This window comes from Pseudomonas sp. TJI-51 (assembly GCF_000190455.2).
Taxonomy (GTDB): Bacteria; Pseudomonadota; Gammaproteobacteria; order Pseudomonadales; family Pseudomonadaceae; genus Aquipseudomonas; species Aquipseudomonas juntendi.
In genome coordinates, this window is the sequence record NZ_AEWE02000141.1 from 31,995 (window position 1) to 33,284 (window position 1,290).

Below are 1,290 nucleotides of genomic sequence, written 5' to 3' on the forward strand. Positions count from 1 at the left end.
CCTGCTTCCGCTGCTGGAAGCCTACAACCCTGACGACCGCGAGCCGATCCATGCCGTGTTCGTGGGCGGGCCGTCGATGCCGGCGCGGGTGCGGATGTTCGTGGATTTTCTGGTGGAGCAGCTATCACCCCCCTTTGTAGGCACTTGAACGCAGGTCAGGTTGGGGTATCGTGGGTCCCCCATAGTACTGCCAGGGCTCGACCACCATGCGCATTGTCATCCCCGACGACTATCAGGACGTGATCCGTACCCTCGACTGCTTCAGTCGCCTGCACGGGCACGATGTCCACGTACTGCATGCCCCCCAGCCAGCGACGCTCGAGCAATTGGCGGCACGCTTTGCCGACGCTGACGCGCTGGTACTGACCCGCGAACGCACCCGCATCGACGCCGCCCTGCTCGATCGCCTGCCAAGCCTCAAGCTGATCAGCCAGACCGGCAAGGTCTCCAGCCACCTCGACCTGTCCGCCTGTACCGCCCGTGGCATCGTGGTGACCGAGGGCCGGGGCTCGCCAGTCGCCCCAGCGGAGCTGGCCTGGGCGCTGATACTCAATGCCCGCCGCCAACTGGTGCCGGCCATCGATGCCTTCCGCCAAGGCCACTGGCAAGTCAACCTGGGGCAGGCACTGGCTGGCCAGGTGCTGGGTATCTGGGGCTACGGCAAGATCGGCCAACGCCTGGCCCGCTATGCGCAGGCGTTCGACATGCCGGTGCTGGTGTGGGGCAGCGACAGCAGCCGGGCCGCCGCCGCGGCGGATGGCCACCGGGCCGCGGCGTCACGCGAGGCGTTTTTTGCCGAAGCGGATGTTGTCAGCCTGAACCTGCGCCTGTCCGAGCAAACCCGGCACCGGGTGACGTTGGACGACCTGACACGCATGAAGGAGGACGCCCTGCTGGTGAACGTGAGCCGCGCGGAACTGATTGCGCCAGGGGCGTTGCTGCAAGCACTGGATACAGGCCGGCCAGGTTACGCGGCGGTGGATGTGTACGAGCAGGAGCCGGTGCTCGACCCCGGCCACCCCCTGCTGCGCCACCCGCGTGTGCTGGCCACGCCCCACCTGGGGTATGTGGAAAAGACCGGCTACGAGCTGTATTTCGGTGATGCCTTTGACAATGTGCTGGCGTTTTTCGGGGGGGCACCGCAGAACGTGGCCAACCCGCAGGTGCTGGCGGCAGGGAACTGAGTGTTTGCCAGCAGATATGCAGCGCCTGTGAGATCGAGCGCCGCCCGCGCGGCGCATCGCGAGCTGCGCTCGCTCCTACGTTTGTTTCGGGCCAGTAACGCCTGGG

Annotated in this window: 1 protein-coding gene; it reads left to right on the forward strand. The window is 66.5% G+C overall.

The features are described from left to right. The first annotated feature begins 206 nt into the window (after positions 1–206). Positions 207–1,184, forward strand: coding sequence for a D-2-hydroxyacid dehydrogenase family protein (locus G1E_RS24655; protein ID WP_009685129.1), 978 nt, complete (start codon positions 207–209; stop codon positions 1,182–1,184). Positions 1,185–1,290 lie beyond the last annotated feature (106 nt).